General features: G+C 62.5%; 10 protein-coding genes. 3 read left to right on the top strand and 7 right to left on the bottom strand.

Features of this window, described 5'->3' with window-relative positions; genetic code table 11:
* Positions 1 to 132 precede the first annotated feature (132 nt).
* The 6 genes from OG917_RS18950 to dndB all read right to left on the bottom strand — a co-directional run bounded on the left by OG917_RS18950 (position 133) and on the right by dndB (position 8,001).
* Positions 133 to 1,875: an ATP-binding protein gene (locus OG917_RS18950; protein WP_328318796.1), complete on the bottom strand. Its 1,743-nt coding sequence runs from the start codon at positions 1,873 to 1,875 to the stop codon at positions 133 to 135.
* A gap of 385 nt (positions 1,876 to 2,260) precedes the next feature.
* Positions 2,261 to 2,731, bottom strand: coding sequence for a hypothetical protein (locus OG917_RS18945; RefSeq protein ID WP_328318795.1), 471 nt, complete (start codon positions 2,729 to 2,731; stop codon positions 2,261 to 2,263).
* 307 nt (positions 2,732 to 3,038) lie between these two features.
* On the bottom strand, positions 3,039 to 3,416 hold the full coding sequence (dndE, locus tag OG917_RS18940) for a DNA sulfur modification protein DndE (protein WP_328318794.1): 378 nt from the start codon (positions 3,414 to 3,416) through the stop codon (positions 3,039 to 3,041).
* Positions 3,406 to 5,397, bottom strand: coding sequence for a DNA sulfur modification protein DndD (gene dndD / locus OG917_RS18935; RefSeq protein WP_328318793.1), 1,992 nt, complete (start codon positions 5,395 to 5,397; stop codon positions 3,406 to 3,408). The genes dndE and dndD overlap by 11 nt, the downstream gene beginning before the upstream one ends.
* Positions 5,384 to 6,877 (bottom strand): DNA phosphorothioation system sulfurtransferase DndC, encoded by a 1,494-nt coding sequence (gene dndC / locus OG917_RS18930; protein WP_328318792.1) that lies wholly within the window; start codon positions 6,875 to 6,877, stop codon positions 5,384 to 5,386. The genes dndD and dndC overlap by 14 nt, the downstream gene beginning before the upstream one ends.
* Entirely contained in the window at positions 6,874 to 8,001 is a 1,128-nt protein-coding gene (gene dndB / locus OG917_RS18925) for a DNA sulfur modification protein DndB (RefSeq protein ID WP_328318791.1), read from the bottom strand. Before dndB ends, dndC begins: the two co-directional genes overlap by 4 nt.
* 68 nt (positions 8,002 to 8,069) lie before the next feature.
* Here dndB and dndA point away from each other — a divergent pair, with 68 nt between their 5' ends.
* A complete protein-coding gene (gene dndA / locus OG917_RS18920; protein WP_328322009.1) occupies positions 8,070 to 9,221 on the top strand; it encodes a cysteine desulfurase DndA in 1,152 nt (383 codons plus the stop codon).
* A 4-nt stretch (positions 9,222 to 9,225) separates the two neighbouring features.
* Here the strand turns inward: dndA and OG917_RS18915 are convergent, their stop codons facing one another.
* A complete protein-coding gene (locus OG917_RS18915) occupies positions 9,226 to 10,665 on the bottom strand; it encodes a DNA phosphorothioation-associated putative methyltransferase (RefSeq protein WP_328322007.1) in 1,440 nt (479 codons plus the stop codon).
* 1,311 nt (positions 10,666 to 11,976) lie between these two features.
* On the opposite strand from OG917_RS18915, the gene OG917_RS18910 reads away from it, so the two are divergent.
* Both OG917_RS18910 and OG917_RS18905 read left to right on the top strand, forming a co-directional pair.
* Positions 11,977 to 12,717: a hypothetical protein gene (locus OG917_RS18910; protein WP_328318790.1), complete on the top strand. Its 741-nt coding sequence runs from the start codon at positions 11,977 to 11,979 to the stop codon at positions 12,715 to 12,717.
* Between the two features lie 374 nt (positions 12,718 to 13,091).
* The gene (locus OG917_RS18905) at positions 13,092 to 13,853 is read left to right on the top strand and encodes a class I SAM-dependent methyltransferase (protein WP_328318789.1); all 762 of its coding nucleotides are present in this window, start codon (positions 13,092 to 13,094) and stop codon (positions 13,851 to 13,853) included.
* Positions 13,854 to 13,926: the final 73 nt, after the last annotated feature.

Here is a 13,926-nt window from a genome sequence, read left to right as displayed (position 1 = left end):
ATCTTGCAGGTCACAGGGTTCTCATGGGGCCCAATGCAGCAACTGATGCTAGTGATGCCGACAGAACAAGCCATGACAGCTTGATCTGGCCCAGCCGCGCCGGAGGACCTGGCCCCCGGCGCGGGCCAGACGTCAGTCGTCCTTCAGCTCTTCCTTGAGCATCGCGCCCGTGAACATGCCCCAGTAAGTGCGCAGTTGACTGAATTGCTCGTCAGGGTTCTCGTGCTGAGCTTCAGCACGCGCGTAGCCCATGAACAGAAGGTCGATCGCAGCCTCGGCTCGGCGTGCCAGGTCGAGAATGTCCTCCGGACTCATGCCGTCGGCACCATCGTCAGCGATCTTCTTGAGTGGTCCGTACACATCGCGGAAGAACGAATGCCGGTGGTTGAACTTCACTACCGACTTGCCATTGAGGTGATGGACCTCAAGGAACTCCTTACCCGGCCAGCTTCCGTCAAGTAGCGTGATGGGCTTGGTTCGGACCTGCTCTCGGAGTTCAGCAATCTTGGCTGCGTCGGCCTCAGGGCTCAGACCCATGTCCTCCGCTGCGTGCTGGACAACCTCCTCTTCCTGCTCCGCTGTGACGTCCCTGCCTGCAAGGCCCCGGGGCAAGCTGGGATCGGTGCGTTCGGCGACGGCCATGCTGCTGCTGTGCTCACCCTTGCTGAGGCGTTCGCGAGCTTCAACCTCCCCCCAGTACTGGCGAATCTGCACACGAGCTTGAGACATCGGGCGCTTGAGCCAGTCATGCAGTTGGTTGCGCAGCTTCGTTACGGGCTCGGCACCACGCTTCACGTTTCGCACTTGGAAGTAGTCGTCCAGATCGGCCGGAAAAGTCACTTCGATGCCGATGTATCGGGCAACCTTGTCGTTACGACTTGCCGAGTCGAGTAGCCGTGGAACCACGTCGTAGTAGATCTCTCGACCATTTCGCAGGATACTGACCCTAGCGGCATTTTCGGCGCTGATCTGGAAATCCCGGATGTCCTCGCCTCGATGGTCGCATTCACCTCCGGCACCTTTCCACGGACGAAATTCAGCTGGCACCAGTGCCACGGAGACGTGCACTTTATAACCCTCGACCTCCAGGTCGCCTTCCTCGATAAGGTGACCACGAGGGTCGAGCTTCTGAGGCTTGTACCTAGAGATAATTCGAGGGTTGTCCCGCAGAAACAACGGGTCGTGCAACGTGACTACCTTACTATCGAGCTCGAAGGTGCGTCCTGTATCGATGTAGGTGCGGTAGGCGCGCGCGATGAACTTACGCAGATCGGAAAGCTTCTCATCCAGGGATGTTCCGTACGTTCCCCCGCTGTGCAGGCGATCGATCTTGCCGAAAATCACCACAGTCCCAGAAGCTAGCGGCCGACCATCCCGCCCGACCATGAGTTTGCCCGCTTCTTCGGGCCAATCGGTGACCACTCGGGTCGCGATGTATTGCTGCTTTCCGTCGCGTACCTCTTCAAGGTCGACGTAACTGTGATTGATCTGAGGGTCGCCCGCACGTTTGCTGTAGACGTCGATGCGCTCCCCCAGGCTGAGCCCAGCCAACTTGAGGCCCATCCCGAAGCGGCCGAGGCCGTCACGCTGGTTATAGCGGGCGCTGTAGCCCATCGACAGGACGTTATGCATGATCGATGGATCGATTCCCACGCCGTTATCGGCGACGATGAAACTGTGGATCGATTTCCTCTTCGGCCCGTAGAGCGGGAGGACACGCATTAGCGTCGCTTCGGCCTGAATCGAGTTGTCCAGCGGTTCACCGATGGCTGCCGTGAGATCGAAGCCGGCATCACGCATTGATTCCAAGGCTCGGTCAATTTGGATGATGTTGGCGCGCTGATCATCGGGCGCCAGGAAAATGGGGCTCGTCATTTTGCGTCCTCATTCCTTGGGGTGTCAGCTTGTGGCAGGCGGCGAAATTTCTGTGCTGCCCGTTGTGTGGGCAAGCAAAAGAGACAAGCAGTCTCGTGAAAGTTCGGGCGATCCGGATGGATGCGGTTCGCTAGTTCGGGTGAGAGCGCATGAAATAGAGCACACTCCATCTCGAAGGCATTCGCGGGGTTGTAGTGCACGTCGTAGGTGAAGTAGGTCCCGGTTCGATCAGTGCAGTGTCGAAGCAAGCGCCGCCGGACGTCTGTGTCGCTGCGTCCGACGTAGCGCGGCACACCCGTGTCCGTGTAGAGCACGTAGGAGCCGACTACGCGGGGCGGGATGAGTGCCCGTATGAGCCAGGGACTCATACGCATGAGGCGGGCGCTCACGCGACCCCGGCCGATGCGGTCCAGAGCTGACGGGCGCTCTTTCGTGCACGGCTGATTCTCTCCCGCATGCGTGTCACGGGCAGTCCCTGTCGATTAGACAGGCTCTCGGCGTCTTCTCCCTGCGCGATCGCCTGGAGGACGACGCGGTGGGCCTGTGAGATGCCAGGCTCCGTGCGGAGCCACTCGCGGAACTCGACGACTGGATAGCCCTGGTCCGGCACCCCGCGTTCGGTGTGAGCCTCTTCGAGGGCGCGGCAAGGGGTGATGGCCTTGCGGCGCTCCAACGTCTCGTAGGCATGCCCCATGGCCGACCGTACGCGGTACTCCGCAGGCGTGAACTCGTCAGAGGGGTTGCGCAGAAGCTCGTCGAGTGCGCGGTCGATCCTGTCGAGCTGGTAGGCGTCGCTGGTAACAAGGGCCCGCTGTTGCAACGCGATAACGGCCCCCTCAACGGGGTGGCTGATCATGTTCGCTCCGTCTTGTCTGGCGGCGAGCCCCATGCGGTGGCTCGCGTCCGAAGGTGAAGCTGTGCCTATTCGGTTGTCTTGCGAGGGTACTCGAGGATGGCCGCCGCGCGTGGCGGATTTCCCTGCTTGGCAAGGCGGCTGACTCCCCCTCACCTGAAGAGGTCGGGTGAGGAGCATCGTTGTTGCAGTGGCTCTGGAAGATTTTCATCAGGCACTTGCTGCCGCGGAAGTATCGCTGACAAGACGCACGAGGGGCCCGCCCCTCCAGGAGGAGGGACGGGCCCAAGGGTGGTGCTGCGCCCCGGAGCTACCCCGTGGCGGTGGAGACGAGCTGCTCGATGGAACGGAGGTCGCTACGGCCGGCCAAGAAGCCGATTCCGCGGTGCAGGTGGACTGTCAACGTCCTGGACAGCCCCTCGTCCGACAGCTCTTCACCGTCCATCAGACACCGTTGCTTGAGCAGAGCGAGGTAGATGTCTCCATAGGGACTGGAAAACGTCTTCCACGACATTTCGACGTTGGAGTCGGTCGTGACTTCCTTGACCAGCGGGGTGGACGGATCGCGTAGCGACAGGGCAAGTGCCCACCTGCACAGCTCATTCCACTGGGTCAGACCAGTGTTGCGCTTCAACCAGATGAGCTGCTCTCTCGCCGTTTGCGAAAGGCGAACTGTCTCAAGCGACATGCGTTACTCCTGCGCTCCACCAGTATCCAGCTTCAACGGTGGTGGTGAACGTCGTGTCGTCGTGAACGAGGGTGTAGGTGTGCGCGATGGATGGCTTCAATCGACCCAGAAGGTTCTCGTCGATCTCTTCGTCCGTGGACAGCAGTAGCACTTGCCGTCCGGCATTGGGGAAGTAGCGATCGACCAGATGCTGACGGTGTCGGCTGTCGAGACGACCCAGGGGTGTGTCGATCACGCTCGGCAGTCGGTTACCGGCAACCTTGGCGAGACCCCACAGGAGCGAGATGGCCAGTAGCTGCCGCTCGCCGGCGCTGAGCCGTCCGGGATCAATGGCTTCTCCGTCCGAGTCAGCAAGAGTGAGGTTGAACTTATCCGTGTCGATCCGCAGGTCATGGATGAGGCCGTTCTTGCGCATCAATGCCTTGAAGCTCTGAAGGACAGCGACTTCCAGGCGGCTAATGTGTCGCTGTAGCAGAGCAGCGCCGAATTTCTCGAGTGTGTCCCGTGCCTTGTCGGCATAGGTCACAATGCGATCGAGCTCCTCGATCTCAATCAGCGTCTTGACCCGCTTCTGTTGTGCTCGTTCCAGGTCAGAACCAATCCGATCGCGACGGCCCCTTGCCTCAGCCAGCAGGTCCTCACCGCGCCTGAGTTCAGCCTTGGCTACAGCGAGTTCGTCAATGGCCTCGTTGCGCTCCTCGACGAGATCCTTGATGAGCTTCTTGTCTGGGACACCGGCTAGGAGGCGATCGGCATCGTCAAGCTGATCAACCGTGTCTGCGGATTCTCTGAGGAGCTCTCGGGCCCGGGTCGCGTCTCGGGTGAGTGCTTCGTTGAGCGCCGAGAGTTGCTGGAGAGTGTCCGACGGCAAGTCAAGGCTCTGCTTCAGCTCGGCCGCATTCTCGCGCTTGTTGCGGTCGGTGGTTAGCTTCCGCTTCAAGGCCGTGCGGGCGGCAGCCGGAACTGACGCAGGGAGTTGATCAAGGAGCCACGCATCGCGCTCCTCCAGAACGCCAACGACTCGTGTGGCGTCATCAGCTTCCTTCTCTCGCTCTGCCTGGTTCCGGAGCGTGGCAAGCTGCTGAGGGAGCATGAGGAGAGGAAGAGGTCCTTGCGCAAGAGAGCGCAGGGCGTGGCGCTGTGACGTCAGGCGATCGGCGATAGCTGCTCGATCACCTTCCAGCTCCTTCTGCCGCTCGAAGAGCTTCCCGCCAGCTCGCTCGAATGACTTCTCTACTTTGTTGAGGCGCACCTGTAGGCGATCGCATCTGACCCTGGTGCTGCCGAGCCTTTGCGTGCGGTCCTCGACGTCCGCCTTCGCCGCTTCGTGTTCGGCTTCCTGGGCTCGGATCTGGTCGATGATGGCCTGATCCTCGTTGGACAACCGCTGTCGGCGCTGTAGCGCAAGGAGATCAGTACGGAGCTGCTCAACCGTGCTCACGCCCAGCAGGGAATGGACTGCGGACTCGATGACAGCGGCTGCGCGTTCAGGGTCCGCGAGAGACTCGACCTTTTCCCCATCGAAGAAGAAGAGCGAGGCCACTTCCAGGGGGAGGATGTCCTCGACATGGTCGGGCCAGCCTTCGCTAAGAATCCGGTCGTACTGGCCGTCCACATGAACGTTCAGGTGTTCCTTGAGCTGCTTGCCGCTCAGGCGCCAGCTCCTGATCACGCGGTAGTTCCTCTCGTGGCTATCCACGATGACGGAGAACTCCAGAGCGATCTCTGCACCCTCGGCTGAGTTCGCCTTGCGATTGATACTCTCGCGCAGATAGGAATCGTACGAGCGACTCCCCCGACCGCTGCAGCGTGCCCGCGGGCCATAGAGGACCAGTTGAATAGCGTCGAGCAAGGTCGTTTTGCCGCATCCGTTGAGCCCACCAATCAGGACGATCGGACGCCCCGGTTGAACTCTCAGATCAAGAGACTGCCTGCCGCGATAGGCGCCAAAGTCGTGGAGTTCAATCTTATGAAGATGCATCAGTGATCTCTTCGTTCAGCGTCAGGTAGGTCGGGGCTGTGTCACGGATCTCCCGCTTACGCTTCGCGAACGCCAGGGCGTCGTCCTCGTTCTCGTAGAAGCCCTTCTTGATCGTCTTCTCCAGCTCCTTGAACAGTCCGGAACGTCGAGTCATCGTTCGGTGCTGCCGCTCGACCGCAAGGAGTTCACGAGTCATCGTGAAGTGAATATCGTCGCCATCGCACACTTCCTTGAGGAGGTCAATCTCCTCTGCCCCAAGGACAAGCTGCTCATCGAGAGGCCGCCCCGGAAACGTCTCCCCCGTAGCCTTCTCATAGATCGCAGGCAAGGTGTCCTCGACCTCGTGCTTGTCGAACACCCAGATTCGGCGGATCTCGTGCAGTTCCTCCATCGTGATCAGCTCGATGCCACGTACGCTCTCCGGGGCGATCCGCCTCACGAGAGTCTGCGCCTCAAGAAGCTTCTTAAGCCATGTCTGTCGTGCTTCTTGCGTGTAGGGCCCGTGGATGACGCCATCGTGGAAGAGTTGGACACTTCCGTTCATTCGGCGAAAGTCCCGGGTCTCCCCTTCCTTTGATACGTCGTCGAGCTCATTACGGAGTGCGAGCAGAGGTCGCATCCACTCCTTCTCCTCGTCGTTGCGAATCATGGCAGTCATGGACTTGTCCTTGTCGACAAGAGTGCAAGTCCAGCACCCGAAACGGCTGTCGCCGCAGGAAGGTGTGGTGTCGTCCACAACCAGTGGGCACTCAGAGTCCTCAGAGGCCCCCTGGTACATGGTCAGTAGATCCTTGTTCCGATGACCCCATGCATTGGAGTACTGCATCAGGAACATCCAAACCTCATCGGTCCCCCACGCTTCGATGGGGCTGTAGACGAGAGAGTTCGGTAGGTTCCCGTTGGGCGAGAGACGGTCCCGAACACGGCGCTTCTCGTGCTTCTCCATGACTCGGGCGCGAGCCTGGCTCTCCGTCTTTCGAATGCCGAGCACGAGGATTGCCTCCCCGTGACGCCGTACTACGCGGCGGATGAACGCGTTCGACGGCTTGATCTTCAACCGCTCTGTACACCAGCGGAACTTAGGGCGCGGGGCTGGGTACCCGCGACCGATGAGATTGACCCAGAAGGTGTCCTTGACCTCAGGGATCAGCCGGTGCGGCTCAATTGGGAGCTGCTGTTCCGACGCGGCCTTGCCCATGGTGTCGAGAGACTGAGTGACCCAGGCAGCCACGACAGGATTCTCAACAAGCGTGTCCGTACTGATCACATGTACTGGTTTCGTGCGCTGCTCTGCCGGCAACCCCTGGAGAGCCAGCCAGACGAGCTGCAGTACAGCAGTAGAGTCCTTGCCGCCGCTGTAGCCAATGACCCACGGCACCTCGTCAGCTGTATAGAGCTCACGAATCTCTTCAGTGAGCTCACCAACTACTTCAGCGAGCGCCTTCCCTTGGAAGGGGGCCGTCGGCTTCGGGCTGCTCATGAAACTCCTTGCAGGTATGCGTCCTCGGCACGTTGCTCTTCCGGGCTGAGCCCGAGCTTCATGTGATGACGCAGATAGTTCACAGTCAGGGTCAAGTTCTGATGGCTCTTCGAGACGCGCCCGCCGATCATCGCGCGACCTTCCCAATCCGGGTTGGTGCGGGACCAATCGACCGAGGTCAGGGGCTGCAACTTTGACTGCCACACCTCGGGGGACTCGGAGTTACGCAAGAGCGAGTTACCGATCCGCCCGAGGGCATGCAGGGCAATCCCGTGGCTGTGGATGTAATCCTTGCGCACCTCCGGCGCCACAAGCTCCCGGCGCCGCACCATCCCCCACTCGGGCACAACCGCGTCAACTGCCTCCCAATACACCTCGGCCAGTTGTTGGGCCTTGTCCTTTTTCAGGTCCAGCCCGTGCAGGAGCGATTGGGTGGCAGAGCAGAGAGCGCTGAGGGTGAAGAGCTTGCGTGAGCGTTGAGCAAGGTTGCTGTTCTCCAGGTCGACGTGTCCTTTGAAGACTGGGGACTTCATGGCCAGGAGACGCGTCATGATGGCTAGGTCATCGCGATGGTCGTACAGCACGCCGATCGAACGCTGCGGGCGCACGGCATGCCGGTTAAGGTCCGCGAACATCTGCTGGCACCGGGCGAGTCCCGCGTCGTGGAAGAAGACGACTGCGATCGTCTCCTCGCCGAGGTCGGGATTCTCCTTCAGAGCCTGCTCGATGGCCGCGCGTCGATGCTGCCCGTCGTTGATCAAGAAGCGGGCGGCCATCGGGATGCGGATCTGTCCGGCGCGCATCCCCATGCCGGAGTCGGAGATGCTCTCGAACTGCATCTCTCCATCGACGGATGCCGTGAGCGCGCTGAAGACGTAGTCGTCAGGATTCTCAACGATGTAGCGAGTAAGGGCAGGAAGACGTCCCTTGTTCAAGATGCGCTGGGCACGGACCTCGGGTGCCAGCTCGTCCTCGTCGAACAGGAAGATCTTCGGGATGAGCCGCAAGGGACACATGGACACGTAGAACTCGCGCCCCGCCTGGACGCCCCGGATGGCTGGAAAGATGTAGTCAAAGCCTGCGGAGGTGGCGGTGTCAGCGAGCTGCGAAGAGGATGATCCCACGCGTGCAACGGTATCGTACGTCAGGTAAATGACGTACAGGATGCGCTCGATTAGCGTTCAGGGGTGTGGTGGGGCTCGTGGTTACCTATCTCGATGTTGCGGCGACGACGCGTGTGGACTCGCGTGTGGCCGACGTGGTGATGCACTGGATGACCGAGGACTTCGGGAACGCCGGGTCCCGAACGCACGAGTACGGGACCCGCGCAAAGCGTGCCGTGCAGCAGGCCCGCGAGTACCTCGCCAGCACGGTCGACGCCGAACCGGACGAGTTGATTTTCACCAGTGGGGCTACCGAGAGCAACAACATCGCCCTGCTCGGCCTTGGCCCGTACGGCGAGCAGAGCGGTCGGCGTCACATCATCACCTCGGCAATCGAGCACAAGGCGGTGATTGAACCCCTGGAGCACCTGCAGTCCCGGGGTTTTGAGGTCGACTTCATCAAGCCAGGCTCGTCGGGGCGGGTCCCCGTCGAGGCAGTGATGGAGCGGCTGCGTCCGGACACACTCCTAGTCTCCCTAATGCACGTGAACAACGAGACGGGTGTCATCCAGCCGGTGGCCGAACTTGCTGGGCTCTTGAGGGAGACCTCGACATACCTGCATGTAGATGCTGCGCAGGGATACGGGAAGGTCCCTCAAGACCTAACCGCCCCCATCGATCTGATGAGCGTCAGCGGCCATAAGATCGGCGCTCCCAAGGGCGTGGGAATGTTGGTTGCTCGCCGCCGACACTGGGAGCGGCTGCCACTGCAGCCGATCATGTTTGGTGGCGGCCAGGAACGCAAGCTCCGGCCCGGAACGTTGGCGGTCCCGTTGATCATGGGGCTTGCCGAGGCAGCCAAGATCTTCGAGAAGGGCCACGCCGAGTGGAGCAGGAACGCGGAGGCCCTCCGCAACCGGCTTCTGGGTGCTCTCGCGAAGACACGGTTCTGGATCAACGGGGACCAGAATCACACCGTTCCCCACATCCTCAACCTGTCCTTCGAGGGTGTGGACGCTGAAGCGCTCATTGTCATGCTGAAGCAGCACGTAGCTGTTGCGACGGGCTCCGCATGCACAAGCGCGTCCTACACCCCCAGCCACGTCCTCACTGCGATGGGGCTGCCCGAGAGGGTGGCCGAGAATGGACTCCGGCTGTCCTGGTTCCCGAGTCAGGCAGCGGATCTTGATGTAGAGGAACTGGCTGCCCAAATTGCGCGCATGCAACCCGACTCAGCGTGACGCCTCAGTCTGGCCTCCGCCGAACCAGCCGATGCCCTCGAAGCGCCCGCCCGCAGCGAATGAGCTCTGCCTCCCAGCCGCCCTCTGTGCCGATGAGGTGAGGACGCTCGTACAGCCCTGCCCGCACCTCGGCGGCCGTCAAGCGCCTGTACCGATCCGCATCTGAATCGTCGCCACTGAGGAACTCGTGCTTGCGGTGGAGCAGCGGTCGGTTCTTGGTTTCGACGTAGGAAGTGTGGGATGTCTCGAGGGTTCCTAGCTCCACCTCGTACGAGGTGGAGATTCTGGGGTGGGGATCGCTGTCGAAGTCCGGGCAGTCCAGCCAGCTAACGGCTCGGCCCTGATGGCGAAGCTTCGCGAGAGTCCATGCTTGAGGGCGGCCGGCTGCGATCGATGCACAGTGCTCGTAGAGGCGTAGCACTGTGGGCAGACGGTCAACGGCTCGCCGGTGTACGTACAACGCGGACGGCGTCACTTTTCCGACCGCTGAAGCGTTCATGGCCCCGCGGATGTATGCGTCGTCGCGCAGCTTGAGCAACAGCCGGTCGGATCGCTGGCACGCCTCCTTGTACGAGGCGAAGAATGCACGGACGTCAAATTGGATACTGAGCGGGAGGCTGCTGAATGGACTGCGCCCGTTGAAGAGTTCGACTCCAAGGAAGAGCAGAGTGTTCAGCGTCGTTCTCTTGGAGCCCTCCTGCATCTTGACGTGGTCGGCGGAGTCGCGGACGAGGCGACGAACCTCGTTTGACCGCAGGTGTCCGAGTAGCTCGGCCACCGGCTGTGGTACTTCTTCCATACGCGGCAGGCGACCACGCTGTTCAGCATGATCGACGACCGCGGCAATCGCCGAAGTCGTGTCACCGGATGCAAGCCACTCGGCGTCGGGGACGATGCGTTGAGCAAGGAAGCGAAGCCGCTCCGCCTCATCTTTGAATGCGTAGACAATCCCGGGCGCCGCAGAGACTGTTCGCACGCCAGTTACGGCCTCAACATATGAGCGCAGTTCGCCTGTGGCATAGAGGTGTTGGAACGTGTGCCGACTGGTGAGCAGCCCGTCACCGAACGCCTCTCCCCTGACCTTCGACTTCTCCCAGGTCAGTCTTGCGGAAGCGACAAGCACTTTGCCAGTGAGGTCCCATGCTTCCTTCAACGCCTTGCGACGCTCGTGCAGGTCTTCGATGACGTTGAGTACGTAAGTAAGGAGCACCACGTCCGCTGACTCCAGCGTGGTGCAGGGTTGGTAGAACGGGTCCCAACCGACCGTTTGGACGTTCAACTGCTGGAGTGCGCGCACGTCACCGCCGCGGCCGCAGCCGTAGTCAAGGACCGTGCGTCCGGCAACTACCTGCTTGTCGATCATCGCTTGCCTGGCCGGCACCGAGACTCTTGCTCGGCTGATCGCGGTCAGCCTGCGGTCGCTGCTCCAAGCCTTCTGTACCACGCTCACGCCCTCGCCCAACTTGGTGACAAGCGAGGTTAGCGGTGGCTGCGCTTCGGTTGCGAGCTATCGGGAGAAGCTGGACGGCTGAGTTGCCTGTCTCGAACCAGCACACACCGGTTAGCAGTGGGCTCTAGCGTGCCAGCATCCGAATCACGCGAGCTCATTTCGACGTCGTGACCTGACGCTCACGGCGCTTCTTCTTGACCCAGTCATGCATGGCCTCGATAAGCGCGTCCGACGGACTACGCTCCTCGCTCGCAGCGAGCGCTTCAAACTCATCGCGGAGCTGTTTGGGCGGCCGGAAGCCCATGACTCTCGTCTGCCCCGTGCGCGGCCTGCCGACCATGGCGCCCCTTCGGTTTCTGTTTAACAAAACCTAGCACTCAGCTGCAGTGATCAATTGACACAGACAGCACTTCGAGGCATTCTCGTTAAACATTAATTCCTCTTGAGCACGCGAAAGAGCTGGGAGTGGGCCCTATGATTTGTCGCCCAAGCTGCGAGGGTGGAGAGTCGCACGGCTGCCGAGCGTGGCCGATCTGGAGAGTTCGCTGCAGAGGCGACTCCCTGGACCGGAACTGGTTCCACGCCTGCGGGCGCCACCTCAACCAAATTGCCCTAAAGCAGGCCGGGGATGCAGGCGTGGAACTCGACCTCGTTCGCGTCCTTGCCGCTTGAACCTGCGATGGCGAACCCAGCAGTACCGTCTCCGGAAGCCTCAGGGTTTAGCGTCCCTGGCGCGCCGTGTGGCAGCCGCGGGCTGATCGCGATGTTGCCAGCCTGGCGGCCTCCGTCCCCGGACAGCCAGGTCCGTCGGGAGAGTTGCGTTGGGAGCCATTCGGGCGCCGAACCGCTCTCCCAGCCCTCCCGACGCCACGCGAAACCCTCCGACACCACCACCCTGACCTGCGAAAATATCGAACAGGCAGGTGTCGGCTACACCCGGCCCTCATTCGGGACGAAGAGGTCGTGGGTTCAAATCCCGCCACCCCGACAGCTGAAACACCAGGTCAGGCTCGGTCTTCTTTCACAGAAGGCCGGGCCTGATCTGCGTTTCCGGGCTCCCGGGGAGCGGCTGGGGAGTGGGGCAAGGAAATCCACTCCCCAGCCGTCGCTCCGGTCCCGCCCTCAGTAAGGCGTCGAGCATCCGGGCCGGGGCGCTCCGAACCCCAGATAGCGGGGCGCCCCATGGCAGCGGGGAGAACGGGGAGATCGTGGGTCGAGCAAGAGGTCGCTGGCGCGCAGCTTGATGGTGCGCACCCGATGCCCTGTCATATCGTCCCCGTCACTGTGCGAACAAGGGGAGGGATCATGAGCAAGGTCATCGGGCGAAGACACCTGGCGGCTGTGGCTTTGATGGCCGTCGGTATGACGGCTTGCGGCGGCGAGCACGACAGCGGCGCACACACCGCGAAGACGACGGGCAGCAGGGGCACGGGGCAGAGTGCGCGTGTGCTCTCTCAGCGGCGGCTTGAGGATGCCGTCGTGGACGCCCATGATCTTCCCGGAGTCCGGGTGGAAGAGATCGGGGTGGGCTCGGAAGGCGTCGGCAGTGGCGTCATTCACGCGGTACGCCGCACCAGAACCGAACCCTCCCTGTGCGCCCCGGTCAGCGCCGCAGTGGACGGGGCCAGCGCTTACGCCCCGGTCGGCAGCGTGCAGCGCGTTGCAGGTACCAAGGGTCACTCTGTGATCCTCACCCTGGTGTCGTACCGCCCGGCGGATGCGGCTCGGGTGATCGACGAGCTTCGCGCGGCCTTGAAGTCGTGCAAGGGGTACACGGCAGCAGGACGAATGAAGGCAATCTACGAGGATGTCGAAGCCACCCACGACCCGTCGCAGGGCGACAGCGGGGTCGCTTTCCGACTCAAGGCGAGCCTGACATCCGGCGGGGACGGCTTGAAGCTCCCCATCAGCGTGATTGTCGTGCGCCACGGTTCCACGCTGGCGATCTACAAGGCGGCTTCCAAGACTCCCGGAACGTCAGCGAGCATCCCGAGCGATCTCGTCGACGCTCAGTCGAAGGTGCTGGACGCCGCCGTCCGCCGGTGAGTGTCCGGCCAGCTGCGTGACCTCCACGGCGCATGGCAGCGGACGACCGTGGATGCCCGTGTCCGTGGACGATCAGCGCAGGTGGCAGGCGCTCCGCCCGCAGGGACAGGCCGGACGGCCCCCTCCCTGCCTGTTGCCTGGGTATCGAAGAGATCGCGGGTCTGAAGGCCGCCACCCGGACAGTTGAACACCAGGTGGCGGCCGCTTCCGGATTTCCGGAGGTGGCCTCCACCCGTCGGCGGGGGCCGACCGAGGGGAGCGACCAGAGAAAGCGGCCGGAGAGGGCGACCAGGGGCCGAGGGGCATGGATCACCCCTCGTCCGTGGGAAATCGACGGGGTGAGCGGCCGGCCGGGCAAGCGCGATGATGGGGGAATGACCGCCGACTCACGGGCCCATTCCTTCAATGTGGCGGCTGATCAGTACGCGGCCGGCCGGCCTTCGTATCCGCCCGCGCTCTTCGATTTCATCGAACAGTTCTCGGGCCGCCCCCTGGCGGGTTCCCGCGTCGCCGATGTCGGGGCGGGCACCGGAATCGCCACCGCTCTGCTGCGTGAGCGCGGGGCTGATGTGATCGGCGTCGAGCCGGGCGGCGCGATGGCAGCCCGGTTCCGCGCCATGCTCCCGGATGTGCCGATCGTCCGAGGTGACGGCAACGCGCTCCCCCTGGCGGACGCCTCCCAGGACCTGATCACCTACGCGCAGTCCTGGCAGTGGACCGACACCGCCCGCTCGGTCCCGGAAGCGCTGCGGGTCCTGCTTCCGGGCGGTGCGCTCGCGATCTGGTGGAACACCACCGCCTTCGACGTGCCCTGGATCCGAGAGCAACACCAGCGGATCGCGCACCACTGCGGGGTGAAGCCGGCCTCTCGGGCACGTCCCGACGACAGCAACGCGATCCGGCTCGCGGGTCTGTCCGGGCTCCGGGTCGCGCGCCGCCGAGTGCGGTGGAGCCGGGTGGTCTCCCTCGACAAGCACCTTGCCAACATCGGCAGCCGCTCGGCGTTTCTCGTCCTTGCCGAGGATGACAGGAGCGCCTTTCTCCACGAGGAGCTCCGGCGACTGCGCGAGATGTTTCCCGGCGAGGTGGTGGAAGAGACCTACGTGGTCGATCTGCTGGTGGCCACCCGTCCGTGACCTGTCCGGTGTTCTGGGACACGGACGGCCGGTCAGGATGCCGGGCGCTCCCGCGGCACAACGAGACGAATGG

The organism is Streptomyces sp. NBC_00388 (assembly GCF_036061255.1).
Lineage (GTDB): Bacteria > Actinomycetota > Actinomycetes > Streptomycetales > Streptomycetaceae > Streptomyces.
Note: the sequence above shows the minus strand (reverse complement) of the source record. Positions and strands in the feature narration are given on the sequence as shown.

Bases quoted from the DNA above. Each gene is read 5' to 3' on its own strand.
- dndD (WP_328318793.1), bottom strand. From the start codon at position 5,397: ATGCATCTTCATAAGATTGAACTCCACGACTTTGGCGCCTATCGCGGC.
- dndE (WP_328318794.1), bottom strand. From the start codon at position 3,416: ATGTCGCTTGAGACAGTTCGCCTTTCGCAAACGGCGAGAGAGCAGCTC.
- OG917_RS18905 (WP_328318789.1), top strand. From the start codon at position 13,092: ATGACCGCCGACTCACGGGCCCATTCCTTCAATGTGGCGGCTGATCAG.
- OG917_RS18910 (WP_328318790.1), top strand. From the start codon at position 11,977: ATGAGCAAGGTCATCGGGCGAAGACACCTGGCGGCTGTGGCTTTGATG.
- OG917_RS18950 (WP_328318796.1), bottom strand. From the start codon at position 1,875: ATGACGAGCCCCATTTTCCTGGCGCCCGATGATCAGCGCGCCAACATC.
- OG917_RS18945 (WP_328318795.1), bottom strand. From the start codon at position 2,731: ATGATCAGCCACCCCGTTGAGGGGGCCGTTATCGCGTTGCAACAGCGG.
- dndC (WP_328318792.1), bottom strand. From the start codon at position 6,877: ATGAGCAGCCCGAAGCCGACGGCCCCCTTCCAAGGGAAGGCGCTCGCT.